Here is a 25,647-nt window from a genome sequence, read left to right on the forward strand (position 1 = left end):
TTCGTCCACGCATCACGTACCGAGCAGACCCGCACAGTGGGAGCCCCGATGCACGAGTTCGACCCCGGCTACGGCCGTGAGCCCTACGCCTCCCTGGTGCGTTCACACCCGGGCACCGAGACCTACCCCACCACCGGGTTCCGCACCGAGTGGGGCCCGATCTTCCACCGCGGCCGCCTCGACGGCTCCGCCCGGGTCCTCGTCATCGGGCAGGACCCCGCCGCACACGAGGCCGTCACCCGGCGCATCCTGGTCGGCACAGCCGGCCGCCGTTTCCAGGGCTTCCTGGCGAAGCTCGGCATCACTTCGAGCTACGTCATGATCAACACGTACCTGTACAGCGTGTACGGCCAGCAGGCCGGGAACGCTCACGCGCACGACGACGCCATCGCCGCCTACCGCAACGCCTGGCTGGACGCCCTCACCAACGACAACCCGATCGAGGCGGTCATCGCCCTCGGCGGCCTCGCCGACACGGCCTTCCGCACCTGGCGGACCACCCCGGCGGGCGCCGCCTACAGCGGCGCGTACCGGCACATCCTCCACCCGACCTACCCCGACAGCGCCGCCTCCACCGGCGCCGACCGCGCCCAGGCCATGGCCAAGATGCTCACCGACTGGAACAGCGGGCTGGACGCCCTCCACGGCGCCATCCCGACCCCGGACCAGCCGGTGCCGCTCGTCCACTACGGCACCGACCTCCTCCCCGCCGACCTCGGCACCATCCCGGAAGCCGACCTCCCGCCAGGCCTGCCCGCCTGGATGCGCTCCGACGAACCATGGGCAAGCCGCCAAGGCGCCACCGCCGCCGACAAGCGCGCCACCATCGTGGTGCAGATCCCCGCTGATCAGCGCCCCTTCTGACCGTGATGGTCTCGGCCCTGGCCGGGGTCACCGGCCTGCGATCGACCGCCGAGCGGTCGGGCGCCATGTCGGCGGTCCGGCCCGTCTCGACATCGACCAGTACGTCGGCAGGGGCGCGGGTTCAGGAAGGGGCGAAGGCCGGCGGGGGCGGTGGCAGGGTGGGGACGAGCTGGTGGTCGTCCCGGTCTGCCAGGCCCTCGATCAGCTCCGCCCGCCAACGCTCGGCCCACTCGGGGTCAAGGGCGTGGAGCAGGGTGGCCTGGTACTTCCACCGGGTCACCCGCTGCTCCTCGCCTTCGCGAGGGTGCGTCAGGACCCATCTGCTGGCGACCCTGTACGTGGCGCTGCTGAATGCCCAGTACAGCAGTTCGGCGGGGTCGCGGGTCACTTGTTCATGGACCAACTGCCCCCGCTCGACGGCGAGGTAGCGCAGCTCACCGCTCTCGGCGACGACCATGAACGGCCAGGCAGCGTCACGCTGCACGAAGTCGGGCACATCGGAGCCCGTGAGCCCGAGGACGGCGCTCAGTCGCGCGATCTCGGCCTCCAGGTACTGCCGCGTCAGGGCGCTCTCGTCCTTGCTCGTGGTCACCTGGGGTCAGTCCGTGGGCAGGGTGGTGAGAGTGCGGACCATGGCCACGGCGGTGTCGCGGACCCGGTCCATGCCTGCCTCCCCCGGGGCGAGCATGCGGCGGAGCTGCGGTACCGCCATCGGCCAGCCGGCCAGGCCGATCACCAGTAGGGCGAGCGCACCCGGGTCGAGGCCGTCGGGGAGGTGGCCGGAGCGGTGGGCCCCGTCCAGGGCTGCCGCTTTCTCCCCGTAGTGACGGGTGCGGTCCTCCTCGCCGGGGACGGGCCCGGCGCCGTACTCGAGGGCCTCCCACAGCAGCAGCCGGAGGGTCTGCGGGTGGGCGGCGTGGTAGTCGAAGAGCCGCGAGACGTAGCCGGGTAGGTCGTCGCCCGTGATCGGTGTGGCGTCGGCCAGCTCGCTCATCGCCTCTTCCAGCACCGCGCCGAACAACTTCTCCTTGTCGCCGAAGTAGGCGTAGATCGCTTGCTTGTTGGCGCTCGCGGCGGCGGCGATGCGGTCCACCCGGGCGCCGGCGACGCCGTGCTCGGCGAACTCGGCGGCAGCCGCCGTACGGATGCGGGCCTTGGTGGCTGAGGAGTCGTTTGCCATGGCGCCCATTCTAAACCAACTGGTTGGTTGACACATGACTCCGGGGTTCATATGGTTCCAACCAACCAGTTGGTTTAACTGGCTTCCGGGCCTCGGCCCACACCTGACGGAAGGAGCGAGCTGTGCTGAAGCACACCTCCGCCCTCGTTCTCATCGAGTTCCAGCGCGAGTGGCTGGACACCGAGCACGGAAAGCTGCACGGTCTGGTCGAGGACCGCCACCTGCTCGACACCGCGGTGGCCGGCGCAACCACAGCCCTGGCGGCGGCACGCGCTCACGGCATGCCGGTGATCCACGTGCCGCTCGTGCTCTCGGCCGGCTCTCCCGAGCTGGACAGCTGGACGCCCGCCCGGCTCGGCCTGCGCGCCGCCATCCCCCGCGCACAGACCTGGCTCCCCGGGACGGGCGCGACCGACTTCGTCGCACCGTTCACCCCCAGGGCAGGCGAGACCGTGGTGCGCGGCCGGACCGGCGCCAGCGGCTTCGCCGGCTTCTCCGATCTCGACCTCGTGCTTCGCCGACTCGGCGTCACCGATCTCTACCTGGCCGGCTTCGCCCTGCACGTCTGCGTGGAGTCCACCCTCCGCGAGGCACACGACCGCGGGTACACGGGCCACGTGATCCACGACGCCTGCGCCGCCTTCACCTCGGCCCAGCAGGACCACGTCCGCCAGCACGTGATCCACCACTTCGGCGGCGAGGTCAGCGCGGCCGGGTTCGCCGCCGAGCTGGGCAGCCTCACGCCGGCCGGTGGTCAGCCGGATTCGCGCGCGAGCCGGTAGAGCACGTGCCGACGCAGGGCGTGCCCGACCGGAAGCCGTGGATGGTCGAAGTCCTCGCGAGGGTCGTGCACCATGCCCAGGCGTTCCATGACGGCCCGTGAGCGCAGGTTTCCGACGACGGTGAAGGAGACGATCTCCGTCAGTCCCAGCACCTCGAAGCCGAAGCCGACGGCTGCGGTGGCCGCTTCGGTGGCATAGCCGTGCCCCCAGGCCGACCTGGCCAGCCGCCAGCCGACTTCCACCGCCGGGGTGAAGGAGGCGTCGAACGTCGTCCGCGACAGGCCCGTGAAACCGATGAAGGCGCCGGTGGAAGCCAACTCCACCGCCCACCAACCCCAGCCTTCACCCGCGATCGTTGCGGAGATCCGGTCGGCCAGGGCATCGCTGGCCACCCGGTCCAGGGGCGCCGGAAAGTACGCCATCCCCTCACGGTCAGCGTTCAGCTCGGCAAAGGGCTCCAGATCGGACGGCTTCCAGGCGCGCAGCACGAGGCGGGACGTGTGCAGCTCCGCCGACGGCGAGAATTTCAGGAGGCCTCCCGGGCAGCAGGCCCTGGCGCAGCGTACGGCCGGGCCGGGCGTTCAGGTTGACGGGCGGTTGACGGTGACAACCGACGACCTCAGTCGAGACAGAACTCGTTTCCCTCGATGTCCTGCATCACGAGGCACGACTCGTTGAACTCATCGGCACGCAGCAGGCGCACGCGGGCCGCGCCGAGCTCGATCAGTCGTGCGCACTCGGCCTCGAGCGCGGCGAGGCGCTCCTCACCGACGAGACCGGTGCCGACCCGCACGTCGAGATGCAGCCGGTTCTTGACGACCTTGCCCTCGGGGACGCGCTGGAAGAACAGTCGCGGGCCGACACCTGAGGGATCGATCCCGACGAACGCAGAACCCTGGTGCTCGGGCGGCAGCGAGCGGTCGAACTCCTCCCAGGTGGCGAACCCCTCCGGCGGCGGCGGAACGACGTACCCCAGCACCTCGCACCAGAAGCGGGCGACGCGCTCAGGAACTGCGCAGTCGAAGGTGATTTGGAACTGCTTGATCGAAGACATCGGATCACCATAGTGGCGCGCGCCGCTCCCCGGAAGCCCGGATCACGAGTCTCGGGTCTCGGGTCTCGGATCTCGGATCTCGGATCTCACCAGCGGTGAGCCGTGAAGTCGACCGGCCGTTGGCGCAGCCGGGCAGCTCGGACGGTCAGCGTGCGCAGGTGGTCGGCCATCTCCTCGGGCGGCAGGTGCTTACGGTCGCCGTGTCCCGGCAGCACCCACTCGAAGCGGAGCAGCGGCGCGGTGCGGGCCAGGGAGGCGGCCAACTCCTCGACGGAGTACCAGGTTACGTACTCGGCCACGGCCAGCGCATCCGTGCTGCGCGACCAGTAGATGCTGTCGCCGCTGAAGCAGTACCGCTCGTCGGCGGCGTACAGGACGCTGCCCTCGGTGTGTCCCGGGAGCGGGTAGGCGACCACGCCGTCGGCGACCTCGGCGGGCTCGGTGCCGCGCAGCACCCGGTCGGCGTCGGGCGCGGCGACCAGGTCACCTTCGTGGATCCACAGCCGGGCGCCGAAGCGGTCAGCGTAACGGCGCCCGTGGGCGGCGTGGTCGCGGTGGGTGAGGAGGACGTCGGTCACTCGCCCCAACGTCTCGTACCGGGTGGCGAGTTCGGGTGACCAGCGCGGCGTGTCGATCATCATCAGGGTGCCGGAGGGCCGCCGGAGCAGGTAGGAGTTGGCTGCGGCGGTGCGCCGGGAGTTGTGGCCACAGAGCAGCACGTTCTCGTCGAGTGCCAACGGGAACGGGTCCGCAGCAGCGTCGAGCGGCCCGGACAGCCGCCGGATCGAGCGGGTGTGGCAGGCGAACGCGGCGGCGTTCAGCTGGGCGAGCTCCGCAGCGTCGCGCGGGGGGCGTACGACCTGTGAACGTCCCCCGATCTCCTCGATCAGGCCAGGCGCGAGCTGCCGTGCCACATCGCAGTTCGTACAGCTGTCGTCCACGTACCAGTCGTCACTCACAGCGGTTCTCCCAAGGGATCGGATGCCAGCCGGAGACAGGCCGACAGGTCTCGTACTCCAGAAGTAGCCCGGGACGCGGGGAAAGTGGAAGGGGCGCCGGATCTTGTGGTTCGGCGGGGGCGCTGCTCTGTACGGGCCGTTCGTACCGAACTGACGTGCGGATCTGCCGGAGCTACACGTGCTGTTCGGCGGGCGGGTCGAGGAGGGTCCGGAGATCGACGATCTGGTAGCCCCGGGCGTGGACGGCGTCGATGATCTGCGGGAGTGCCTGCGCGTCGAGCACGGGCGACTGTCCGTCCAGGGAGCCGATGTGCATCTGGATGATCTCGCCGGGCTTCAGGTCGTCGAGGGCGCGTTTCACGGCCTTCTCCGTCGTCATGCCGCCCGCGGTGCCGAGGTAGCCGTTGGTGTCGGTGGTCCACTCGATGTCCGCGTACCCCAATGCGTTGACCTGGGCGATCTGCTCGGGGGTGGTGTCACCGTACGGGAAGCGGAAGAACGGCAGCGGGGCGGTTCCGGCCGCCGCTCGGATGGCCCGGTCGGCAAGGTCGACCTCGTCCTGCCGTTCCTGGGCGGTCAGGGCGGCGAACGGGGGGTGACTGTAGGAGTGGTTCGCGACGCCGTGGCCCGCTGCGGCCATGGCCCGCACGGCCGCCGGGTGCCGCTCGGCGAACTGACCGGTGGGGAAGAAGGTCGCAGGTGCCTGCTGCCTGCGCAACACCGTCAGGACGGTGTCCAACCCGTCCTCGTCCCACGCCGCGTTGAAGGTCAGTGCGACCAGGTGCTGCCCGGTGGGGATCTCGCGGACCTCGGAGCCGAACAATCGGCCCGCCCCGGTGGCGGAGGAGGCGGAGGCGCTGCCGGGGACACCGCACATCATCAGCACGGCAGTAGCGGCCACGGCAGCCATCTGACGGGTAAAAAGGTTCATACACGAAGCTAACGGGACATTAGCGATCAGAACGAACCGACGCGCGGCCGGTGGCCGGGCCCTGATCCCACCAGGAGAGCGCTTCTTGCCCGTCCACCGCCGACGCCACCACCGCCGCTACCGGAGTGCCCTGCTCGCGGCCTTGCTGCTGGCCGCTTCGCTGCTCCTCGGGCCGCCGAGCCACGCGGTCGCCACCCGCCCGGACTTCCCGGCCCGGTTCGCCGCGCCGTACGTGGAGGTGTGGGGTCCGCCCGACATGCTCGACGCGGCCCGCAGGGAGACCGGCCTCAGGTACTTCACCCTTGCGTTCATCGTCGGTGACGGCGGCTGCGGCGGCGTGTTCGACGGCGGGACGCCACTCGACAACCCTGGCTGGCGCTCGGCGGTGCGCGGCCTCCGCGAGGCGGGCGGTGACGTCATCGTCTCCTTCGGCGGCGGCAGCGGGCCTGAACTCGCCCTCGCCTGCGGCACGGTGGACTCGCTAAAGGCGGCATACCGGCGCGTGGTGGACACCTTCGACCTGACCAGGATCGACCTGGACATCGAAGGTGCGGCGCTGGACGACCAGGAGGCGAACGACCGGCGCAACCAGGCACTCGCCGAGCTTCGCCGCGAGTACGCGACCGCCGGGCGGGCCCTTGCCGTGGACTACACCCTGCCCGTCAACCCCTGGGGTCTGTCGCCCAACGCGCTCGCCCTGCTGGAGAACGCCCGCCGCCACGAACTCGACGTCGACATCGTCAACATCATGACGATGGACTACGGCCCCGACCTCGACATGGGCGACGCGGCCATCCGCGCGGCGGCCGGCCTGCACGCCCAACTCTCCGACATCTGGCCGGAGAAGACCCCCGAGCAACTCTGGGCGATGCAGGGAAACACCCCGATGATCGGGGTCAACGACGCCGTCCACGAGGTGTTCTCCCTCTCCGACGCCACCGACCTGGCCACCTTCGCCGCTGGTAAGGGCATCCGGCTCGTCTCTTTCTGGTCCCTCGGCCGGGACCGGCCCTGCCAGGTCGAGGGCAGCCTCTCCGCCGGTTGCAGCGGCGCCACCCAGAGCCCGTACGACTTCGCCCGCATCCTCGACCCCGCCTCCCGGGCTCGGCCGTCGACGCGGGCCGGGTCACCGCGGACCGGAACGGGACGGGCCGATCGCCGAGGGAGCGCATGACCGGCTCTCTCGCGCGCGCGGCCGGGGCGGCGCGCGGGCTCGTCTCCGGCCGACGGCTGCTGTCGGTGCTGCTCCTGATGGCCGTCTGCCTGTTCGCACTGCTGGGCTACGCCTATGCCCGGACGAGTGTCCCGGAGGACCTCAACGCCTTCGCCACCCGGCAGAGCAACGTCTATCTCTGGTCCGACGGCAGCGAGTTGGCCAGAACGGGCCTGGTCGACCGGCAGGACGTCCCACTGGAGCTGGTCCCCGCGAGCCTGCAGGCGGCGGTCGTCGCCGCCGAGAACGAGAGCTTCTACTCCGATCCGGGGATCTCCCCGCGCGGCATGCTCCGGGCCCTGCGAGCCCTGGTCGTCGGCGGCGAGACCCAGGGCGGCTCCACGATCACCCAGCAGTACGTCAAGAACGCCTACCTGAGCCCGAGTCGGACGCTTCGCCGGAAGGTCACCGAGATCCTGCTCGCCGTCAAGCTGGACGGCAGGCTGAGCAAGAGCCAGATCCTGGAGGGATACCTCAACACCAGCTGGTTCGGGCGGGGTGCGTACGGGATCCAGCGGGCGGCCCAGGCCTACTACGGCAAGGACGTGGCGGAGCTCGACCTGGGGCAGGGCGCGTTCCTCGTCTCACTGCTCAAGGGTGCTGGGCAGTACGACCCGGCGATGGGTCCGGCCAGCCGTCGGCGCGCGGTGGACCGTTGGGGATGGGTGCTCGACCGCATGGTCAGGACGGGCCGACTGTCGGCCGCAGAGCGAGCCCGTTGGACGGTCTTCCCCGAACCGGTGGAGCCGACGCAGCCATCCGGTCTCCGGGGTCAGACCGGCTACCTGGTCGACCTGGCCCGGCAGTACGTGCTGGCCCACAGCGACCTCCCCGAGAGCCGTTTCGCCAGCGGCGGCTACCGGATCCGGACCACCTTCGAGCGATCGAAGGTGGTCGCCCTGGCCGAGTCCGCGCGCGGGGCGGCGGGCGGTGTGTCGGTCGGCGCCGCGTCGGTCGCCACGGATGGGCGCATCCTGGCCGTCCACGGCGGCCCCGACTACCTCTCGCAGACCTTCGACAACGCCAACACCGCTACCGTGCCAGCCGGTTCGGCCTTCGCTCCGTTCGTCTACGCGGCGGCGCTCGACCACGGCGTGCAGCTTCGGCGCGACGACCGCGAGCGCACCCCGGTCGGGCCGGACACCTGCTACGACGCTGATGACGGGTCGCCGGTGCGGACGCCCGAGGGCCCGTACTGGGACCGCAGCGGGAGGATCGTCAGGACGGCCAACGACGACGGCCGGTCCTGGGGCTCCGTCACGTTGCGGACGGCGGTCGAGCAGTCCGTCAACGCGCCGATGACCCAGCTCGGCATGGACGTCGGCCTCGACCGGGTGGCACAGACCGCCACCGCGCTGGGGCTGCTCCCGAGCAGCCTGGGTGAGCGGGTGCCGGCCTTCGCCCTCGGGAACTCCACCCCGAGCGCGGTCCGGATGGCCGACGCCTATACCGCCTTCGCCGCGCACGGCCTGCGCACCGAGCCGTACTCGGTGCTGCGGCTCACCCGAGGCGGACGCCCAGTCGCCCTGCGTACGCCGACGGCCGTCCAGGCGATCGGCCCCCGAGCAGCCGGGCTGGTGCACGACGCCCTGGTCGGCGCAGTGCGCGACGGCACCGCACGGGCCGCCCTGCTGCCCGGTCGTACGGTGGCCGGAAAGACCGGCACCACGCCGGACGACCGGGCCGGTTGGTTCGTCGGCTGCAGCGGGCAGATCTGCACGGCCGTCGTGGTGTTCCGACTCGATCCGAAGACCCTGAGCCCACTGCCCCTGAGCCCACTGCCCCTGGAGGGCCTGGCCGCCACCTACCCCCTGGACATCTGGCGTACCTACCTGACGGCGGAGCTACCCGACGCTCCGCGCTCAGGCCGGTGACGACACCTGCCCGATCTCACTCCGGCATTCGGCGGTACTCCAGTCACCGCCTATATATTGATTCGTCAGCGAATTTCTGCTTATTCGATCTCAGGCAGAATAGTGCGACTGGGTGAGTGAAATCCGCTCCGGATCGCTATTTCCAGTGACTGCCAGGGAACTGTTCGGCGGATGGCGGGGCCGACCAGCCGACCCCGCCCGGGTGATGGAGGAACCCTGTGTCGCATTTCTCGCTCGCAAGCAGGTCGGCCGCCGTGCTGTGCAGCACGGTCTGTCTGGTCGGTGGGCTCGCCGTAACGCCGGTTGCGGCTTCCACGGTGGTCAACAGGTGCGGCGGTGAGTCCAAGGACTACGTCGGCCTGGACACGTTGGACAAGCCCTTCCAAGGCTCCCTGTCCGTCAACGGGACGCCGCAGGACATGAGCATCACCCCCATGGGGACGGACGGCCGGGTGAAGGTCGAGCTCAACAACGGTAAGGACAATCCGCGTTACGCGATCAGCCACCTGGTCATCCGAGCCGACAGCACCGGGATGGGCGTGATCTCCTTCAGCACCTTCGCAGGTGACGGCTGGAGCACCGGCCTGGCGTGCGACAAGGGGACGAGGGTCACCCAGATCAACGGGATCGTCGAGATCGCCAACGGCGTGGGTGACAAGCTCGGCGTGGAGTTCTCGGCCAAGCGGGCCTGACCGCGCAGCTACCCGTGCCCGGCCCGCCGCTCATGGCGGGCCGGGCACGGTGAACCGGTAGCCCGCCTCGACGAGGCGGGGCAGGTAGCGGCGCAGGGCGGCGGCGGTCTGGGCGCGGTCGCACGGACTGCCCGGCGCCGGGGCGTGGTCGGCCGAGAGGCAGCCGTCGTGGTTGAGCACGATCGAGCCGGTCCGGGCCGCGCCGAGCACGCGGTCGACGATCGCGTCAGTCCCGGGTCTCGACCAGTCCTCCGGGTCCACCGACCAGGAGACCGGTCGCAGCCCCAGCTCGGCACAGACGGTCATGCACGCCGGGGTGAAGTGGCCCCCAGGCGCGCGGAACAGGGTCGGACGTCGGCCGCCGACCCGGGTGATGGCAGCGTTGGTGCGCTCGATCTCCGTACGGACCTGGGCGGCCGGCAGCCCCTCGAAGGCGGGGTGCGACCAGGAGTGGTTGCCCACCCGGTGCCCCTCCCCCACTACCTGGCGTGCGACCTGCGGGTACTTCTCGATGTTGGCGCCGATCATGAAGAAGGTCGCGGTGACGCCGTACCGGCGGAGCGTCGCGAGGATCTCGGGTGTGGAGACGAGGCTCGGCCCGTCGTCGAAGGTCAGCGCCATCGTCATCGGCCCGGCCTCGACGAGGCGGTCCGGCCCCTCCGGCTCACCAGCGGCCCCGCTCGCACCGCAGACGGCTGCCGCCGCCGCTGCACAGGCTCCGAGCAGTCGGCGTCGCCCGATCCTGTCCTGTCGATCCGTCACTGCCGCAGTATCGGGCGCTGCTGACCCGGTGCCCGCAGCGGCACGCGCGGCCTGCGCCGAACGGGTGCCCGCCCGACCGCGCCGCCCGGCCCGGCGGGGGTGGTCCGCGTACGGTGACGGCATGCGGAGGAGCGGGTGGGTCTGGCCGGTGATCCTGGGCCTGTGCGCGGCGGTGCTCGCCCCGACTGCGCGAGTGGCGCGGGCGACCGAGGCGGCTCCGGTGGGCCCGGCAGGTCCCGACTGCGGACGGCTGGCGTGCGTGGCGCTGACCTTCGACGACGGCCCGTCCGAGGCGACCTCCGCCCTGCTGGACGATCTCGCCGACGCCCGGGTGCGGGCGACGTTCTTCGTCGTGGGCGACCAGGCCCGTTGGTGGCCCACCCAGTTGAGACGGGAGGTTGCCGAGGGCCATGCCATCGGCAACCACAGCCTCACCCACCCGTACCTGGCGACCCTGACCCCGGCCCAGGTGCACGAGGAACTCCTCGGCGGTGAGAACGCGATCGCCGAGATCACCGGCACGCGCCCGCTCCTGGTACGACCGCCGTACGGCAACTACAGCGCCGCTGTCCGCTCCTTCGGCCACCCGCTGGTGCTCTGGGACGTCGAGACCCTGGACTGGCAGCACCACGACCCGGCGCAGGTCCTGGCCCGGGTGGCGGCGCAGGTACGGCCGGGCTCGATCGTCCTGATGCACGACACCCAGAACCAACTGGACACCCTCGCCGCCGTCCCCCGCCTCATCCGGAACCTGCGCGCCGCCGGGTACACCCTCGTCACCGTCCCTGAACTGCTCGCACCCCACACCCTCGTGCCCGGCGCCGTCTACCGCGACCGGGCCTCTGCGGCGCGCCCCGCCGAGCACCCGCAGCCCTGGGACACCGTGCCACCGACCGCTGCCGAGGACACCGCGGCGGGCGTCGCCGGCACCGTCCTGTGGCAGTACGCCAGCGGGGCCGACACCGGGCCGGCCGAGGCAGAGACCGTGGAGCACGGCCTGCGGCCGGGCGAGTGCCGCAACCTCACCCAGCCACCGGCCGCTGCCACGGACACCCGCGCCTTCGCGCTGCGCAACCTCACCGGGCACACGGTCGAACTGCACGACCGGCGCGACTGCACCGAAGCGACCGCCGCCCTCACCCCGGGTGGCGAACAGTACGGCCCTGTACGGAGTTTCAGGGTCCGCACGGCGGATGGCACACCCGCCGCCGCTCGGTGACCCGTAGCTAATCCGTCTGACGGTGGCGCAGACACCCGGCGAATTCCGGAGCCCACCGGCAACGTGTTCGCTCCCGTCCTATTGCCGTTCACTCGATAGAAGGGATCTCCGATTTTCATGCATTACCGCCGGACGGGCGCCCATACAGTCTGCCGTGCCGTCCGGTTGGGGCGGTATTGCGTTGTTGACACCAGGAGTGGACATGAGGTCTTCGGGGCGGATGGCTGTCTCGGCGATGGCCGTGGCTGTGGCGGCACTGGGGCTGGGCGGCGGTGCAACCGCATCCGCAGCGACCGAGGGGGCGTCCTCGTGCAGCGGCTCGGAGTGCTCCGACCTGAAGCCGACCAGGCTGACGGCCAGTCAGGCCAGCCTGAACGTCACGCAGATGCAGCTGGAGAACATCAACGCGGCCGCGTCCGACGCCGTGACCGGGGAGCCCATCCGTGGCGCGAAGATCGTATTCGCCACCATGGGCGGCAGGACGCTCGGGGTGGCCTACACGGACTACTACGGCATCGCCGCGATCACCGCTCCGGAGAACCTCGGCCCCGGAACCCTCCAGGAACTCCTGGGCGGCTACGAGGCCGCGATGATCGGCGACGGCGTCCACGCCCCCGTCGGCGCCCACGGCGCGATCACCGTCGGCACCGACCAGGGCCCCGGCGTCCCCGGGCAGCCGTGCTCGGTCTGCAGTGACCGCTCACTCAAGCAGGACGTCGTCCCGGTCGACTGGAGCCGGTAGCGGTGCGGATCTTCCGTCGGCGGCCGCGGACAGCTGCCCCCGGGGCCGGGGTACGGCACCCGGTGCAGGCGCAGGAGACCGGCGGCGTGGCGACGGTCGGCGCGGTCAACGGCTACGCGGTCCTGGATACCGTGGCCGCGCTGCCCATCAGCACCTGGCGCTACCTCTGGGAGCCCGACGGTGTGCGTCACCTCGGGCCGATGGCCCAGGACTGGCAGGCCGCCTTCGGCTTCAACCAGGACGGCACCACCATCCCCGTCGTCGACGGCCTGGGCGTCGCCCTGGTCAGCATCCAGGCGCTGCACCGCCGCGTGGAGGAGCTCACCGCCGAGGTGAACCGCCTGCGAGGAACCCCGGGCGTGGACACAGCCGAAGCCGCGTGACGACGGAAGAGCCACCCGTCACCGACCACCCATCGAGATCCAGAAGGCGGACGCCTTGGCACCACACGACACCATGACGGAACCGCCCGGGGCGACGGACCAGCAGCCACCGGTATGCCAGGACGCGGTCTGGCGGCTTCCGGTGACGGTCTGCCGCATCACCCGGTTCCTGGGCGAGCAGACGGCCGGAGCCCTGCTGGAACGCGCCATCGCCTCCGGCGACGACACCTTGACACCCTCGATGATTCGCGACCGGGAGGTCGTCCCCGACTTCCGCCGCTCCCGGTCACGGCACGACTTCGCCGCACCCGAGTTGATGTCGGCGATCGACGAGGTGCTGGAAGCCGTCGAGCACACACTCGGGGTCTCCTGCCGTTACAGCGAACCCAGCTACAGCCTCAATGTGCACAACGACGGCGACTTCTACCGAGCGCACCAGGACACCAGCGCCGAGTACGCCCCTCGGCGCCTGCTCACCTTCGTGTACTACCTGCACCGCACACCCCGCCCCTTCCACGGCGGCGAACTGCGCGTCTTCGACGTCGCCCTGCCGCTGCACACCGACGCCGCCGGAGGATGGGAGGAACGCACCTGGCGGGACTGGGAGCCCGAACACGACAGCATCGTATTCTTCCGGCCCACCGCCTGGCACGAAGTCCGGCCGGTCACCTGCCCGAGCAGGCAGCACCCGGACAGCCGGTTCGCCGTCAACGGCTGGCTGTGCAGCCCCGACCCCGCAGACCGCAGGACCGGTACCAGCCCATGATCCTCGTCGCCCCCGGCTGAGCCCGGTTGCCGCGCCCAGGGTCAATCGACCTCGAAATCGGCCCAGTTCATGCCGCTGATCTCGGCGACGAGGCCGCTGGCGCGGTGGCCGCCGTCCTTGAAGTAGTGCTCCTGGAGCGCCTCGGCGAGCACCTGCTCCTGCCGGGCCTGGCTCGCTCCCTCCTCCCGGGCCGCATACAGCCGGCGGGCGACCTCGCCGGGCAGCCTCTGCGTGATGGTGCGCAGCCGGGGGTCGTCGGTGGAACCGGCGGCGGAGGAGTAGCCGAACTGGGCCTGGACGTGGAGCATGAAGCCGTTCCGCTCGGCGGCGCGCCGGGTGCGGTCCCGCACCCGGGGCTGCCACTTCTTGCGGACCTGCTGCTCGATCTTCTGCGCGGCGGCAGGCTTGGGCGCGGTGGTGCCCTTGAGCCACCGCTGGACGGTGCGTTGGGAGACGCCGAGCTCCGCCGCCAGCGCCCTGGTCGAGCCCTTGGCGCGCTTGAGCAGGAACCGCATCCGGGCGGTGGTGGACTGCGGGATCGGCTTGGTGCGCTCGGCGCGCTCCAGGCCCTCGTCGATCTCCCCCATGGGATACCCCTCCTTCTACGTACGGGCCGTGGGCGGGCCGTGGCTGCTCGGCGTGTGGCTACTCGTCGGAGGAGGCCGTGCCGCCGGTCTTGATGTGCCGCGCCGGGTTGACCCCGTCGGCGAGCAGCTCCAGGACCTCCGGCAGCGGCCGGGCGCCCTCGAACTTCACCAGCCCCGGCGACACCCCGAGCCTGAGCGCACCGGCCACGGGCCTGCCGTCCGGCGTGCGGGGCAGCACGTCGAGGGCGCCGGGGCCGGGGGCGGCGTAGACGGCGCAGTCGGACAGCACGCCGAGCGGGAACTGCCCGGTGTGAGCGGCCGTGCGCAGCAGCTTGCGGTGGAAGTTCACCCGGGCGGTCGAGATGACGGCTGCCCGGATGTCGGGGCGCCAGGTCGGACGCTCCAAGGCCGCCCAACGCTGGCCCGGCCGGTACCCCTGCCCACGCGGGCGCTCCCGGAGCTTGCCGACGCCGCCCTTCGCGGTCTGCTTGACCGCGGCGAGGACCGCGAGTTCGACCGGGTCGCCGTGCGTCTTGAGAGCCGCCATCGCCTGGAGGAAACGCTGCGGGTCCTCGTCCGCCAGGTTCAGCGGGACGCCGAGGGCGGCCATGGTGTCGACGTACGCCTGGCGCAGCCGCTTGTGCCACGGGTCCAGGTAGGGCCCGGACTCGTGCCGCAGCCACCCCTCCAACGGCCCTACCTGGACGCCGAGTTCGACGGCGTACGCGACAGTCGGTGTCGCGTACCAGGCGGGCCCGGTCGGGCGCTCGCCGGTCGGGGTGAACGGGTTCGGGAGCCTCGGGTCCAGTTCGAGGCCGGACAGGTCGACCAGCCACGAGCCGGGGATGCGCTTGTCGAAGGCGGGGCGGAGCTCGTGCACCGGCTCGGACAGCCCGACGAGCAGGCGGCCGGCCGCCGCGAGGAACGCGGTGTTCACGTCCAGGCCGACCGCCCACGGCCGGGCCCGCTCCTCGTCGGCGACCGAACCGAGAGGACGGACCCAGTCCCACGCCTCCTCGTCCATCACGTCACCGAACTCGCGGCCCTCGGCGACCGGGTGCTCGTCCGGGGCCTCCGGCGGCGCCGGGTCGACCGCCCGGTGCAGCGACCCTTCCACCCACCCCGACGTCCAGCCGGACTCCGTACGCACCGCCCGGGTCGGCGGTCGCAGCGTGGTCATCAGCTCCAGGCCGGACACGGCCGTGCTGCCACGAGGGGTGAGCACCCGCCCGGCGTAGGTGCCGAGCAGCCTGGCCAGGCCGGGCGCGTCCAGCCCGTCGGGGATGCTCCAGCCGCCGTTGGCGAGCGCACCCCACATCGGCACGCACAGCTGCACGCACTCACGCCCACCGCCCTCGGGCGAGCGGTAGACCCGGGCCCACGGACCCAGGCCACGCTGGGTCAGCAGCCACCCCGCCCGCGTCAGCGCCTTGACCACCTTGTGGTTCTCCGGCACCCGGTTGGCGCGCTGGTCGAAGTCACCCTTCTCCCGGCCGGCCTTCGGCAGCCCCAGCTCGGCCGCCGCCGCGTCGGTGAGCACGACGAGCGGGTCACCGTCCTTGCCGTGCCGGTGCAGCCGAGGCGAGCCGAGCTTCGCCGTGAGCGCCCACTCGACCACCTCCGCGAGCGACCGGCCGACCTCGCCGACCTGCCCGGCAGGTCCGGTCACGCTGCCGTCGGCGAACCAGGCGACCACGCCCGCCCCGTCAGGGGCGACATCCAGGACCGCGAGCGGACCCGCCGGGTACTTCGCGGCCGCAGCCGTCTCCCAGTCCGCCGGTGCAGTCGTGTCGGCGGACTTCTTCGCCGGAGCCTTCCGTACACGCGACGCCGGGACCGGCGCCGACGGCGGACGACGCACGGCAACGACGGGAGCAGCGGCGGGGGCGGTCGCAGGAGCAGCGGCGGGGGCGGCGGGAACGGGAACAGCGGCAGGGCGGCAGAACCCGCCCAGGTGCATCGGCAGACCCTGCGCGCGATAGACGGACGGCTGCCCGCACTGCACGCACGGCGCGGGCGGGGCCATCAGTAGTGACCCGTCCGGATTCTGGTCCAGCATCACCAGTTGCGCCGGGGCGACGGCGTTGGCCTGCGGCGCCTCTGCCGCAAGCTCCGGCACCGGTACGTCGGTCAGCTCGGGCGACTCCGGCAGCTCGGGGGCCGGGAATCGCTCGGCCAGGCCGCGCAGCAGCCGGGCGTAGATCGCGCGCTGCGGCGGCCGTGGATCGCTACGGCCGGTCTCCCAGGTCCAGATCGTCTCCTCCCGCACGCCGACCGCGTCGGCGACCTGCGGCCGGGTCAGCCTCGCCGCTTTGCGCAGCCGCTGACGCTCCACCGGCAGCGGCAACTCCTCCTCGTCGACCTGCGCGAGCAGCGCCTCGACCGGATCGATCCCCTTGGACATCGGCCCACCTCCAGGCCGCCACCGTACCGCTTTTCTAAGGCTGGATCTAATGTCTGTCTAGCGCTGAACGGGTGACAGTGGCCATCTCACCGTCCTGGCCCAGTCCGACCTGCCACCGGCTGGACCCCTCCCACCCACTGATCGGCGACAGAGGTTCTGCCGCCGGCCGCGCCATGACCGGACTCCTACCTGTCCAGCCGCCGTGGTGCCGGGCAGGCGGCCGGTGGTGGGCTTCGGCTCGGAGGTCGCGGCGCGACCCTGGCGGCAGGTGGCCCGGGAGCTCAACTCGTGCTCCACGCCCACGAGTCCGCGGCCGAGGTGCCGCCGCGTGATTTCGGCGTTCGGCTCGTCGTGGCCGCAGTGGTCGGAACCGTTGAGCGCCAAGCAGCGAAGCAGCAAGACGCCGCGAACTCGGACTCGATCCGGTTCAGCAGGCGACGGATGGTGACGGACGTCAGATCTTCAGGTACTTCCGCAGGGTGAGGAACGCCGCGATCGCGGCCATCCCCATTCCGCCGGCGATCAGCAGCGGGATCACCGTCAGCACCGAGGAGAGCCCGATGAAGTGGATGAACTCCACGCGCTTGGCCAGGTTGTTCAGGACGAAGGAGTAGCCGCCGACCAGCAGCGCCGAGGCCAGCGCGGCACCGAGCAGGGCGGCGAACGCGGCTTCGGCGATGAACGGCATCTGGACGTAGAAGTTCGAGGCACCGACGAGACGCATGATGCCGGTCTCACGCCGTCGACTGAAGGCCGACACCCGGACCGTGTTGACGATCAGCAGCAGGGCGACGAGGAGCATCAACACCATGATCGCGAAGGCCGCCGTCTGCAGGGTCCCGAGCAGCCCGAACAGGTTCTCCAGGATCTTCTTCTGGTCCTGGACCGACTTCACCCCGGGCAGGCCGCTGAAGGCGCTGTGCATCACCCCGTACTTGGTCGGGTCGGTGAGCTTGACCCGCCAGGACTGCGGCATCGCCTCCGGCCCCACCGCACCGAACAGCGGGTCGTCGGGGTTGCGCTCCTTCATGTGCGCGAAGGCCTGCGCGGAGCTCTCGAAGGTGGACTTCTGCACCAGCGGCATTCGGTCGAGCTCCGACTTGACGTCGGCGATCTCCTTAGGGGTGGCGGCGCCCGTCGCGCACTCGGCCGAGGACTTGCCGGCGTCGGCCTTGGTGCAGAAGTAGATGCTCACCTCGACCTTGTCGTACCAGTAGTCCTTCATCGAATTGACCTGGTCACGCACCAGGAGGCTGGCTCCGGCCAGCGCGAGCGACAGCGCGACGCTCACCACGACGGCGATGGTCATGGTCAGGTTGCGTCGGAGACCGACGCCTATCTCCGACAGAACGAACTGAGCGCGCATGGCTTTGTCTCACTCCGGGTCTTTGCGGGAGGGGCGGGCAGGCGGACGAGGCTCTGGGCCTCAGCGCCGGTAGCCGCAGAGGTTTCGGGGGGCTTCTCCGCGAGCGCGTGCCGTCCTGGTGCGCCCGCCCCTGCGGCAGTGCTGGGTCATGGTTCAGCCTGGCCTCGGCGGCTCACTCTCATCAGTCACGGCTTGATCATGCCAGCCGGCCAGAGTGCTGGGCCAGGCCCGGCTGTGGTTGTTGGGGCGGCTGCCAGTACCACCCTCCGCTCAGGAGCGACGGGACGCCAGGTATGTCGCGCTTGCCCGTACCTATCACTGGTAGATACCAACGCCTGCGGCCCGGGAACGCCTCAGCATGACCCACCGTCAGCTCCGACCCGAGCATTCATGCAGATCCGGTCAGCCAGTTCCAGGGCCGGGCGGACTGTCCATGGTGGCCGAAGGCCAGCGCGTGGCGCTGGCCTAGTACTGCAACGGTGCTTGCCGTGACGGTTGTCGGGTTCGCTCGTTGGGCTGTTCATGGGTGGGGACATATCCGAGGTCGATGCTCGCCGCTGGTCGGATGGGCTTGCCGGGTTGCATGAGCGGTTTGCGCACCGGTTCGCGCGGAGCGAGTCGCGGGAGTCGGCGTTGGCCTACATGCGAGGCCTGTTGGCTCCGCTGGAGCGCAAGAACGGCTGGACGGTGGCAGAGGAGGCCGGGCATGGCGGCCCGGATCGGATCCAACGGCTGCTGAACCGTATCGACTGGGACCCGGACGCGGTGCTCGACGACGTGCGTGAGTACGTGGTCGAGCACCTGGCCGACCCGGGCGGTGTGCTGATCGTGGACGACACCGGGTTCCTGAAGAAGGGCGTGCGGTCCGCCGGGGTCCAAAGGCAGTACTCCGGCACCGCGGGCCGCACCGAGAACTGCCAGGTCGGAGTGTTCCTCGCGTACTCGAGCGGGCGGGGCCGGACCCTGATCGACCGGGCGCTCTACCTACCGAAGTCCTGGACCGACGACCGCGAGCGCTGCCGAACCGCCGGGATCGACGACGGCGTCGAGTTCGCTACCAAAGTCCAGCTTGCGAGGGCGATGGTCCGCCGAGCGATCGACGACCGGATCCCGTTCCGCTGGGTGACCGCGGACGCGGGATACGGTTACAGCAAGGGCTGGCGCTACGAGCTCGAGCAGGCCGACGTGTTCCACGTCGTGGCCACCACCCGGCACGACACCGTCGTCACCCGGCAGGCCATGGACCACCGCCTCCACGACCTGGTCGCCGATCTACCCCGGCAGAAGTGGAAGCGCCGGTCCTGCGGCGAGGGCGCCCATGGTCTGCGGATCTACGACTGGGCCCGCGTCGAGGTCCGACCGTGGCACCGGCCCGACCGCAGGCACTGGGTTTTGGCCCGCCGGAGCGCCGCCGACCCGACGAAGGTCGCCTACTACATCGCCTACGCGCCCGCCGACGCCACGCTCAACGAGTTGATCGCCGTCGCCGGCGCCCGCTGGGCGGTCGAGGAGTGCTTCCAGAGTGCGAAGGGTCAGTGCGGTCTGGACGACTACCAGGTCCGCCGTCATTCGGGCTGGTACCGGCACATCACTCTCGCCATGGCCGCCCATGCCTACCTCACCGTCATGCGGGCCCAGCACCTTGAAAAGGGGCCGGACCTGCTCGAACGTCAGACCTGATCCCGCTGACCGTCCCCGAGATCCGCCGACTGATCACCGGCCTCACGCGGCCTGTCCGCCGAAGCATCGACCACGTCCTGCACTGGTCCCGATGGCGCCGCAGACGCCAGCACCAGGCCCGGACCAGCCACTACAAGCGACGAGGCCACAGCCCAAGAGCTGAAGCCTCGTCAGGACAAGCACCGTTGCAGTACTAGGAGCTGTTCGGGGTTCGGATCTCTTTGCCGTGCTGGCTGCTGGTAGAACTCGGGTGTGGCGCGTTTTGATGTGACGGATGCCGAGTGGATGCTGATCGAGCCCCTTCTGCCGGTCGCGGCTACGGGGCCGTTGCCTCGGCGGGTGCGGGAGCAGTTCAACGGGGTGATCTGGCGGTTTCGTACCGGGTCGGGTTGGCGTGATGTCCCGGAGCGGTACGGGCCCTGGTCCACGGTGTACTCCCGGTTCAGCAGCTGGTCCAGGGCCGGGGTGTTCCAGGGGTTGATGGACGCGTTGATCGCGGAGGCGGCCGGGCGTGGGCTGGTGGGTCTGGAGTTGGTGAGCGTGGACTCCACGGTTGTGCGCGCGCACCAGGACTCCGCCGGGCTGGCGGTTGCCGGGGAGACTCTGGATGCCCTCGAGCAGGCACTGACCGAGGAAAAAGGGGCTCCGCTGCCGCGCCAGCCGCCGGTGTGGCGGGTGGTGCATCGCAGGCCTCAGCGGACACGACCGGTGCAGGCCAGGCAAGTGCGGGTCCTGCCGCAACGCGGCGTCGTGGCAAAGCCCGTGCGAAGGCTGCCGGACTCGGCCGGTCCCGGGGCGGCCTGAGCAGCAAGATCCATGCCGCGGTCGACTCCGTAGGGCTTCCGCTCGCCTTTGTCCTGACACCAGGTCAGGCGGCGGACTGCCCGCAGTTCCGGACCGTGCTGGAGAAAATTAGGGTCCCCGGGCCGGTCGGCCGCCCGCGCACCAGGCCGGACACGGTCGCCGGGGACAAGGCCTACTCCTCCAGGGCCAACCGGGCCTACCTGCGCAAGCGTGGCATCAGAGCCGTCATCCCGGAGAAGAGGGACCAGGCCGCCAACCGCAAGAAGAAGGGCAGCAGGGGCGGCCGGCCCGTCAGCCACGATGCCGAGCTCTACAAGGAGAGGAACACCGTCGAACGTTGTTTCCAGAAGGTCAAGACCTGGCGCGGGGTGGCCACTCGTTACGACAAGAGTCCGGAGAGCTTCGAGGCAGGACTCCACCTCCGAGGCTCGATCATGTGGCTGAAGCACCTCACTTCACCCACATGATCCGAACCCCGAACAGCTCCTAGGCGCCGGGGGCGTACGGGCGTCCAATGAGCGTTTTCCAACCCGAAGTTGCAGGTCGCGGGGCTGGTGTGGAGCGGGGTTGGGGAGCTCGCGCTGGTCGGGGGCGGGATCGTCAGCAGGAGATCGTCTGTCGTGTGGCCGGTTCGCCGCAATCGCGGTACCGGGCTGAGGTGTCCGCCTACCCTCCAAGAACGGATCGGACGGGAGGGGCCGCAGGTGGTGGACATGTGACGTGGGTGATGCGGGTCGTCGTGGGGATCGACGGGGCGGTGAAGCCGGGGGACATGGCGCTGGCGCTCGGTAAAGGGGTGCAGTCGGCGCAGGCCGAGCCGCTGCGCGGCCAGCTGCGGCGCCTGGCGGATCGGGGCCGGCTGCGACGGACCCCTGCGGGTCACTGCACAGCCCGGTGAACGGTTGGCCTCTCCGGCCGCGATGTGACTCGATCTCCCAGTAACTGACGTGCCCCCAAGCTACGCTCGGGCGACAGCCCGGAGTCCATCGTCAGCGGCCTGGCCCGCACCGCGCGGCGGCGGCCATCATGGTGTTCGCGGCCTTCATCCCGTCCCCCGACCTGCCGATCAAGGTCATCGGAGTCGGCATGGGGTCGGCCATCCTGATCGACGCCACACTCGTCCGGCTGCTGCTGGTACCAGCCGTGATGCATCTGCTCGGCCGCGGCAACTGGTGGCTGCCGACCTGGCTCGACCGCCTCAGCCACCCCGGCGAAACCCCGCACCCCCACGACGGTCGGCTGGCCGCAGCCCCGGGCCTCCGGCAGCACCAACGGGGCAAACGGTCGATCCCTGCCAGGGCCCCGCCCTTACTGGTCGGCGCGCGTCTGCCGGGGACGTGCGCCAGCCTCCTCCTGGTGCTTCGCGCCCTGTGGACTGACCGGCATGGCCGTATCTCCTCCTTCCGTGACAGTCCATGACGGTCCGTTTCGCAGCGGTGCGTCAGGGCTCGGGGCCGGCCTCATCGAATCCTCACGATCCCTTCGGCAGGCTCGGCCGGCGTCGGAAGGTTCGATCGAAGGGGCGGGGCGTGCGGTTGTCGGCACAAGTACACATGGAGACCAACCGGTGAGCCGGGGCAGGGGAAGGCGTGTATCGAGGGCCCGACGCCTGGCGTCCTCGGTCTGGCTGCCGTGGACCACGGGGCTGTTGGCCCTGCTCACCATCGCGGGTACGGTCCTCGCCATGGGCGGCCGCGTCGAGCGGGGCGTCACGGTGCCCACAGCGGTGCTCGACGGCCAGCAGCAGGTCACCACCGGGGCGGCGCAGCACGTCCGTTCGGCCCTGCGGGCCGGCGAGCTCGACCTGGACCAGCTCGCCGCCGGACTGTCGCTGACGGCCGATGCGGGCAGGTTCGAGGGCCAACTCAAGGAGTTCCGGAAGCGCTTCGGGCGCTACCGCGCCGTCTACGTCCTGGACCCGGGCCGCCAGGTCCTGGCCCGAGCGGGCGGCGCGGCGCACGCCGATGCCGTCCCGGAGCAGCCGGCGAGCGCGGGCGCCGCCGACGCGGTGGGCATCGACAAGGTGCCGGTGGTGGTGCAGTACGTGCCGTTCGGCTACGGAAACGGCTCCCGGGGTCTCGCCGTGGCGGAGTACGACCTGGTGAACCTGAAGCACGCACTCGCCGTCGTCACCCCGGCGACCGCCTGGGTGGTCAACGCCAAGGGCGAAGTGGTCGCGTCGACGGCCGGTTTCACCGCCTTCCAGCAACTGCCGCGCGAGGAACTGCGCGCGGCCGGGCAGACGGACAAGCCCGTGGTGTCGCTGGCCGGCGGCAGTGCCGACGCCCGGGAGATCGTCTCGGCCGCTCCGGTACGCGGCGGCGGGAAGACCCCGGGGCCGGCCTGGCGCGTCGTCGCCTCGCGCAGCGTCGACACCGTGCTGCTGCCGCAGACCCAGACCCGCCGCCAGGCCCAACTGGTCGCCATCGCGGTCCTGGTGGTGGCATTCGGTGTCTTCGGCTGGCTGTACATCGTGTGGCTGCGGCCGCTGCGAGCGCTGCTGCGCGACGCCGAGGGCATCGCCGCCGGTGATGTGCACACCGGGGTGGAGATCCGTCGGCACGACGAACTCGGCCTGGTCGCGGGAGCGTTGGAGCGAATACGGCTCGGGCTGGTACGCGGCGGACCGCAGCCGTCCGACCGAGGGCCGTCCGCCCCGGACCAGGAGCACGCCACGGTCACCGTTCCCCGGCAGGTGCCCTGATGCTCGCGTACCTGTACGGCATCTTCGCCCTGACCCTGACGGCGCTGTTCCTGGCTGGCCTGTCCGAGCGCCGCGCTCACGAGCGCAACCTCGCCCGGATACCGGTCCGGATCCTGGTCAACGGCATCCGCGGCAAGAGCTCCATCACCCGGCTGACCGCCGGTGCGCTGCGTGGCGGCGAACTGCGGGTGGTCGCCAAGACCACCGGCACCGCCGCGCGGTTCATCCATCCCGACGCCACCGAGGAGCCGGTGTACCGCAAGTTCGGCATCGCCAACGTGGCCGAGCAGATCGGCATCGTCCGCCGCGCGGCCGCAGCGACGCCGGACGCCCTGGTGATGGAGTGCATGGCCGTCCAGCCCGCGCTCCAGGAGATCAACCAACAGATGCTGGTCCGCTCCACCATCGGCGTGCTCTGCAACGTCCGGGAGGACCACCTGGAGGAGATGGGCCCCACGCTCGACGACGTCGCCCGCTCCCTCTCCCGCTCGATGCCGCACGGCGGCGTGTGCATCACCGCCGAGCAGGAGCGCCGCGAGGTCCTGGAGCACGAGGCCGCCCGTCGTGACTGCCGGCTGGTGGTCGTCGACCCGGAGAGCGTCACCGACCAGGAGATGGCCGGCTTCGGCTGGATCACCTTCAAGGAGAACGTGGCGATCGCCCTCGCGGTGGCCGCCGAGCTGGGCATCGGCCGCGCGATGGCGCTGCACGGGATGTACGCGGCGCCGCCGGACCCGGGTGTGCTCTCGGTGGTGGACTACCCGGTCGCGGGCGGCACCGGCACCGTCCGGCTGGCGAACATCTTCGCCGCCAACGACCCCGAGTCCACCGTGATGAACTTCCACCAACTGGCGACCGCCGGGCAGATCACACCGCCGTTCATCACCCTGATCAACTGCCGCCCCGACCGGATCGAGCGCAACGGCCAGATGGGGCGGATCGTGCCCGCCCTCGGCACCAACACCCTCGTCCTGATCGGGCACCCCACCAAGTCCGCCCGCGACGCCGTCCCTGCCGACTGGCCGGGCCGGATCGTGGACCTCGGCGGCCCGCAGCGGGACCCGGCCGAGATCTGGCACGCCATCACCTCCCAGGTCACCGGCCAGGCTTCCCTGGTGGCGATCGGCAACATCCACGGCCAAGGAGAACGCTTGCTGCACCACCTGGAGACCATCCCCGAGGGGGCACGGTGAACCCGACGCTCTCCCCCGAGGTCGCCACGCTCGGCCTGGCCATCGGGCTGCTCTTCGGCCTCGGCTGCTACCTGGTCACCAACCTGTCCCCCGGCGGGATGATCACGCCCGCGTGGCTGGCGATCACCCTGGTCGAGGACTGGCGCCGGATCCTGCTGATCGTCGTCGTCACCCTGCTCACCTGGGCGGGGGCCGCCGGTGCGCGGAAGGTCATCATTCTGTACGGGAAGCGGCTCTTCGCGAGCGTGGTCATGCTCGGGGTGTTCCTCCAGATGACGCTCTCGCTCTTCCTGCTCAAGCAGTACCCCCTGCTGTTCAGCCACCAGACCCTCGGCTTCATCGTGCCGGGGCTGATCGCCTACCAGTTCCTCCGCCAGCCCAGGCTGGCCACTGCCGCCGCGACCACCGCCGTCACCGGCCTGACCTACGCCGTACTCGCCAGCGGCCTTCTGCTGAACCTGACGGGATGACACCGTGACCGGACCCACCACCCGCAAGCTGCTGCGCAGGCCCGTCCTGCTGACGGCCGCACTGACCGCCGCCCTCGCCCTGCTCGCCACCGCCGTGCTGCTGCGCGGCGGCGACCACGCTCGCTACCAACGGCTCGACGGCCCGGCCCGCACGATCGTCAAGGACGCCGACGGGAAGACTGCCGCGGTGCTGACCGACGGCTCCCGCACCGTCCTGCTCACCGGCGCCGAGCGCACCTTCGCCGAACCAGGCAGCACACCGGCGACCGTCACCACCCGCGCCGTGGTCCGGCTCGCCCCGCAGCCGTGGCATGCCGGCGCGGAGCACGACGGCTGGTTCGAGGACTGGTTCGCAGAGGCGCGGGACAGCCGCGAACCGGACCTGCTGGACACCGCCGCCCAGTACCTGCCGGGCGCACCCGCCCGCCGCGACGCCAACGGTCTTCGCTACGCGGGCCCGGCCACCTACGGACCGCTCGACGAGGACGACGAACGGCAGGCCACCGCCGACTTCAACGACTACCTGGGCATCGACTGGACCTTCCCGAACGGACGCCACAACGAGGCGCGAAGCGACTTCCTCGGCTCGGTGGACTGCTCGGGCTTCGTCCGCATGGTCTACGGCTACCGCTCCGGCTACCCCATGGAGTTCAAGCAGCCGACCGGCCGGGCCCTCCCCCGCCGGGCCGTCATGATCGCCGAGGACGGCCCCGGTGTGACCATCATCGCCAACCGGCACCGCCAGGCCACCGACTTCGCCGAACTGCAGGCAGGCGACCTGGTGTTCTTCAACGCCAGCCCCGGCCGGGGGCCGCAGATCGACCACGTCGGCGTCTATCTCGGCCTCGACTCCACCGGACACCACCGCTTCATCTCCAGCCGCAAGACCGCCAACGGGCCCACCCTGGGCGACGCGGGGGGCACCTCCCTCCTCGACGGCACCGGCCTCTACGCCCGCGCCTTCCGCTCCGCGAAGCGCCTGTGACACCGCCGGCCCGTCGGAGGGATCACCGCTCGC

Annotated in this window: 26 protein-coding genes and 1 pseudogene; 17 read left to right on the plus strand and 10 right to left on the minus strand. The window is 70.9% G+C overall.

Annotation, left to right across the window (positions count from 1 at the left end; translation table 11 throughout):
• Positions 1-48: 48 nt before the first annotated feature.
• Complete coding sequence (locus ACR68M_RS00475; protein ID WP_441248339.1) at positions 49-864, plus strand: uracil-DNA glycosylase family protein; 816 nt, start codon at positions 49-51, stop codon at positions 862-864.
• A gap of 121 nt (positions 865-985) precedes the next feature.
• Here ACR68M_RS00475 and ACR68M_RS00480 read toward each other — a convergent pair whose 3' ends face one another.
• Complete coding sequence (locus ACR68M_RS00480; RefSeq protein ID WP_441248340.1) at positions 986-1,456, minus strand: Imm63 family immunity protein; 471 nt, start codon at positions 1,454-1,456, stop codon at positions 986-988.
• 6 nt (positions 1,457-1,462) lie between these two features.
• A complete protein-coding gene (locus ACR68M_RS00485; RefSeq protein WP_441248341.1) occupies positions 1,463-2,044 on the minus strand; it encodes a TetR family transcriptional regulator in 582 nt (193 codons plus the stop codon).
• Between the two features lie 122 nt (positions 2,045-2,166).
• Here ACR68M_RS00485 and ACR68M_RS00490 point away from each other — a divergent pair, with 122 nt between their 5' ends.
• Positions 2,167-2,826: a cysteine hydrolase gene (locus ACR68M_RS00490; protein WP_441248342.1), complete on the plus strand. Its 660-nt coding sequence runs from the start codon at positions 2,167-2,169 to the stop codon at positions 2,824-2,826.
• Here the strand turns inward: ACR68M_RS00490 and ACR68M_RS00495 are convergent.
• The 4 genes from ACR68M_RS00495 to ACR68M_RS00510 form a co-directional block, all read right to left on the minus strand.
• Positions 2,799-3,314: a GNAT family N-acetyltransferase gene (locus ACR68M_RS00495; RefSeq protein ID WP_441248343.1), complete on the minus strand. Its 516-nt coding sequence runs from the start codon at positions 3,312-3,314 to the stop codon at positions 2,799-2,801. The two genes, ACR68M_RS00490 and ACR68M_RS00495, sit on opposite strands and share 28 nt — an antisense overlap.
• Before the next feature lie 131 nt (positions 3,315-3,445).
• On the minus strand, positions 3,446-3,880 hold the full coding sequence (locus tag ACR68M_RS00500) for a VOC family protein (protein ID WP_441248344.1): 435 nt from the start codon (positions 3,878-3,880) through the stop codon (positions 3,446-3,448).
• A gap of 86 nt (positions 3,881-3,966) precedes the next feature.
• Positions 3,967-4,839: an MBL fold metallo-hydrolase gene (locus tag ACR68M_RS00505; RefSeq protein WP_441248345.1), complete on the minus strand. Its 873-nt coding sequence runs from the start codon at positions 4,837-4,839 to the stop codon at positions 3,967-3,969.
• Positions 4,840-5,011: 172 nt separating this feature from the next.
• A complete protein-coding gene (locus ACR68M_RS00510; protein ID WP_441248346.1) occupies positions 5,012-5,749 on the minus strand; it encodes a polysaccharide deacetylase family protein in 738 nt (245 codons plus the stop codon).
• Between the two features lie 106 nt (positions 5,750-5,855).
• Here ACR68M_RS00510 and ACR68M_RS00515 point away from each other — a divergent pair, with 106 nt between their 5' ends.
• The 3 genes from ACR68M_RS00515 (at position 5,856) to ACR68M_RS00525 (ending at position 9,549) form a co-directional block, all read left to right on the plus strand.
• Positions 5,856-6,944, plus strand: a complete 1,089-nt coding sequence (locus ACR68M_RS00515) for a chitinase (protein WP_441248347.1) — start codon at positions 5,856-5,858, stop codon at positions 6,942-6,944.
• The gene (locus ACR68M_RS00520) at positions 6,941-8,857 is read left to right on the plus strand and encodes a transglycosylase domain-containing protein (protein WP_441248348.1); all 1,917 of its coding nucleotides are present in this window, start codon (positions 6,941-6,943) and stop codon (positions 8,855-8,857) included. Before ACR68M_RS00515 ends, ACR68M_RS00520 begins: the two co-directional genes overlap by 4 nt.
• A gap of 218 nt (positions 8,858-9,075) precedes the next feature.
• Positions 9,076-9,549, plus strand: coding sequence for a hypothetical protein (locus tag ACR68M_RS00525; RefSeq protein ID WP_441248349.1), 474 nt, complete (start codon positions 9,076-9,078; stop codon positions 9,547-9,549).
• Positions 9,550-9,579: 30 nt separating this feature from the next.
• Here ACR68M_RS00525 and ACR68M_RS00530 read toward each other — a convergent pair whose 3' ends face one another.
• Entirely contained in the window at positions 9,580-10,311 is a 732-nt protein-coding gene (locus ACR68M_RS00530) for a polysaccharide deacetylase family protein (protein WP_441248350.1), read from the minus strand.
• Positions 10,312-10,432: 121 nt separating this feature from the next.
• On the opposite strand from ACR68M_RS00530, the gene ACR68M_RS00535 reads away from it, so the two are divergent.
• From ACR68M_RS00535 to ACR68M_RS00550, 4 genes are all read left to right on the plus strand, one after another.
• Positions 10,433-11,530, plus strand: a complete 1,098-nt coding sequence (locus ACR68M_RS00535) for a polysaccharide deacetylase family protein (protein ID WP_441248351.1) — start codon at positions 10,433-10,435, stop codon at positions 11,528-11,530.
• 202 nt (positions 11,531-11,732) lie between these two features.
• Positions 11,733-12,272 carry a hypothetical protein gene (locus ACR68M_RS00540; protein ID WP_441248352.1) on the plus strand — a complete coding sequence of 180 codons (540 nt, stop codon included), beginning with the start codon at positions 11,733-11,735 and terminating at the stop codon, positions 12,270-12,272.
• Positions 12,273-12,334: 62 nt separating this feature from the next.
• The gene (locus ACR68M_RS00545; protein WP_441248353.1) at positions 12,335-12,655 is read left to right on the plus strand and encodes a tail fiber domain-containing protein; all 321 of its coding nucleotides are present in this window, start codon (positions 12,335-12,337) and stop codon (positions 12,653-12,655) included.
• A gap of 73 nt (positions 12,656-12,728) precedes the next feature.
• A complete protein-coding gene (locus ACR68M_RS00550; RefSeq protein ID WP_441248354.1) occupies positions 12,729-13,421 on the plus strand; it encodes a 2OG-Fe(II) oxygenase in 693 nt (230 codons plus the stop codon).
• A 41-nt stretch (positions 13,422-13,462) separates the two neighbouring features.
• Here ACR68M_RS00550 and tpg read toward each other — a convergent pair whose 3' ends face one another.
• The 3 genes from tpg to ftsX all read right to left on the minus strand — a co-directional run bounded on the left by tpg (position 13,463) and on the right by ftsX (position 17,778).
• Positions 13,463-14,008: a telomere-protecting terminal protein Tpg gene (gene tpg / locus ACR68M_RS00555; RefSeq protein ID WP_441248355.1), complete on the minus strand. Its 546-nt coding sequence runs from the start codon at positions 14,006-14,008 to the stop codon at positions 13,463-13,465.
• A 58-nt stretch (positions 14,009-14,066) separates the two neighbouring features.
• A complete protein-coding gene (tap, locus tag ACR68M_RS00560; RefSeq protein ID WP_441248356.1) occupies positions 14,067-16,412 on the minus strand; it encodes a telomere-associated protein Tap in 2,346 nt (781 codons plus the stop codon).
• A gap of 454 nt (positions 16,413-16,866) precedes the next feature.
• Positions 16,867-17,778: a permease-like cell division protein FtsX gene (gene ftsX / locus ACR68M_RS00565; protein WP_441248357.1), complete on the minus strand. Its 912-nt coding sequence runs from the start codon at positions 17,776-17,778 to the stop codon at positions 16,867-16,869.
• Positions 17,779-18,300: 522 nt separating this feature from the next.
• Between ftsX and ACR68M_RS00570 the strand changes: the two genes are divergently transcribed.
• The 8 genes and pseudogenes from ACR68M_RS00570 to ACR68M_RS00605 all read left to right on the plus strand — a co-directional run bounded on the left by ACR68M_RS00570 (position 18,301) and on the right by ACR68M_RS00605 (position 25,614).
• The gene (locus ACR68M_RS00570; RefSeq protein WP_441246950.1) at positions 18,301-19,458 is read left to right on the plus strand and encodes an IS701 family transposase; all 1,158 of its coding nucleotides are present in this window, start codon (positions 18,301-18,303) and stop codon (positions 19,456-19,458) included.
• Positions 19,459-19,743: 285 nt separating this feature from the next.
• On the plus strand, positions 19,744-20,262 hold the full coding sequence (locus ACR68M_RS00575) for a transposase (protein ID WP_441251795.1): 519 nt from the start codon (positions 19,744-19,746) through the stop codon (positions 20,260-20,262).
• Positions 20,208-20,729, plus strand: a pseudogene (locus ACR68M_RS00580) (IS5 family transposase); the annotation flags it as partial. The gene ACR68M_RS00575 and the pseudogene ACR68M_RS00580, both read left to right, overlap by 55 nt.
• Before the next feature lie 559 nt (positions 20,730-21,288).
• On the plus strand, positions 21,289-21,681 hold the full coding sequence (locus tag ACR68M_RS00585; protein ID WP_441248358.1) for a hypothetical protein: 393 nt from the start codon (positions 21,289-21,291) through the stop codon (positions 21,679-21,681).
• Between the two features lie 229 nt (positions 21,682-21,910).
• Positions 21,911-22,966, plus strand: coding sequence for a HAMP domain-containing protein (locus ACR68M_RS00590; protein ID WP_441248359.1), 1,056 nt, complete (start codon positions 21,911-21,913; stop codon positions 22,964-22,966).
• Positions 22,966-24,159, plus strand: a complete 1,194-nt coding sequence (gene pgsB / locus ACR68M_RS00595) for a poly-gamma-glutamate synthase PgsB (RefSeq protein ID WP_441248360.1) — start codon at positions 22,966-22,968, stop codon at positions 24,157-24,159. The genes ACR68M_RS00590 and pgsB overlap by 1 nt, the downstream gene beginning before the upstream one ends.
• The gene (locus ACR68M_RS00600; protein WP_441248361.1) at positions 24,156-24,629 is read left to right on the plus strand and encodes a poly-gamma-glutamate biosynthesis protein PgsC/CapC; all 474 of its coding nucleotides are present in this window, start codon (positions 24,156-24,158) and stop codon (positions 24,627-24,629) included. Before pgsB ends, ACR68M_RS00600 begins: the two co-directional genes overlap by 4 nt.
• A gap of 4 nt (positions 24,630-24,633) precedes the next feature.
• Positions 24,634-25,614, plus strand: a complete 981-nt coding sequence (locus ACR68M_RS00605; protein WP_441248362.1) for an NlpC/P60 family protein — start codon at positions 24,634-24,636, stop codon at positions 25,612-25,614.
• Positions 25,615-25,647 lie beyond the last annotated feature (33 nt).

It is taken from the genome of Kitasatospora sp. McL0602 (assembly GCF_052076145.1).
Lineage (GTDB): Bacteria > Actinomycetota > Actinomycetes > Streptomycetales > Streptomycetaceae > Kitasatospora.

Bases quoted from the DNA above. Each gene is read 5' to 3' on its own strand.
- ACR68M_RS00540 (WP_441248352.1), top strand. From the start codon at position 11,733: ATGAGGTCTTCGGGGCGGATGGCTGTCTCGGCGATGGCCGTGGCTGTG.
- tpg (WP_441248355.1), bottom strand. From the start codon at position 14,008: ATGGGGGAGATCGACGAGGGCCTGGAGCGCGCCGAGCGCACCAAGCCG.
- ACR68M_RS00570 (WP_441246950.1), top strand. From the start codon at position 18,301: ATGGGTGGGGACATATCCGAGGTCGATGCTCGCCGCTGGTCGGATGGG.
- ftsX (WP_441248357.1), bottom strand. From the start codon at position 17,778: ATGCGCGCTCAGTTCGTTCTGTCGGAGATAGGCGTCGGTCTCCGACGC.
- ACR68M_RS00575 (WP_441251795.1), top strand. From the start codon at position 19,744: ATGCTGATCGAGCCCCTTCTGCCGGTCGCGGCTACGGGGCCGTTGCCT.
- pgsB (WP_441248360.1), top strand. From the start codon at position 22,966: ATGCTCGCGTACCTGTACGGCATCTTCGCCCTGACCCTGACGGCGCTG.
- ACR68M_RS00585 (WP_441248358.1), top strand. From the start codon at position 21,289: ATGGTGTTCGCGGCCTTCATCCCGTCCCCCGACCTGCCGATCAAGGTC.
- ACR68M_RS00510 (WP_441248346.1), bottom strand. From the start codon at position 5,749: ATGGCTGCCGTGGCCGCTACTGCCGTGCTGATGATGTGCGGTGTCCCC.
- tap (WP_441248356.1), bottom strand. From the start codon at position 16,412: ATGTCCAAGGGGATCGATCCGGTCGAGGCGCTGCTCGCGCAGGTCGAC.
- ACR68M_RS00520 (WP_441248348.1), top strand. From the start codon at position 6,941: ATGACCGGCTCTCTCGCGCGCGCGGCCGGGGCGGCGCGCGGGCTCGTC.
- ACR68M_RS00475 (WP_441248339.1), top strand. From the start codon at position 49: ATGCACGAGTTCGACCCCGGCTACGGCCGTGAGCCCTACGCCTCCCTG.
- ACR68M_RS00500 (WP_441248344.1), bottom strand. From the start codon at position 3,880: ATGTCTTCGATCAAGCAGTTCCAAATCACCTTCGACTGCGCAGTTCCT.
- ACR68M_RS00550 (WP_441248354.1), top strand. From the start codon at position 12,729: ATGACGGAACCGCCCGGGGCGACGGACCAGCAGCCACCGGTATGCCAG.
- ACR68M_RS00485 (WP_441248341.1), bottom strand. From the start codon at position 2,044: ATGGCAAACGACTCCTCAGCCACCAAGGCCCGCATCCGTACGGCGGCT.
- ACR68M_RS00535 (WP_441248351.1), top strand. From the start codon at position 10,433: ATGCGGAGGAGCGGGTGGGTCTGGCCGGTGATCCTGGGCCTGTGCGCG.